The 239-nt window shown below is 65.3% G+C and carries 1 protein-coding gene; it reads right to left on the minus strand.

Annotation, left to right across the window (positions count from 1 at the left end; translation table 11 throughout):
• On the minus strand, positions 1-239 hold a 239-nt coding region (locus tag MRBLMA1_RS20870), incomplete at both ends, for a GntR family transcriptional regulator (RefSeq protein WP_363739568.1).

A 239-nucleotide genomic window follows, 5' to 3' on the forward strand; every position in this document is an offset into this window, starting at 1 on the left:
TTCTGCTCCTCGAGCGCGACGAAGCCTTCTGAAAGGAGCCGGTTGAGCGCTTCCCGAACGGGGCTGCTGGCCGTGTTGAACCGCTTGCGCAGGGCTTCGGCACGGATCTTCTCGCCAGGACGCATCCGCCCGCTGAGAATGTCGGCGCGCAACTGCGCATAGACGGACTGGGTCAATGTCGCCGTTTGCCGCTCGCCAGACCCCTCCGGCGTGGCGATGGTGTCCACTGCAGAAAGGGC

It is taken from the genome of Sphingobium sp. LMA1-1-1.1, assembly GCF_040676365.1.
In the GTDB taxonomy this organism is placed as follows: domain Bacteria; phylum Pseudomonadota; class Alphaproteobacteria; order Sphingomonadales; family Sphingomonadaceae; genus Sphingobium.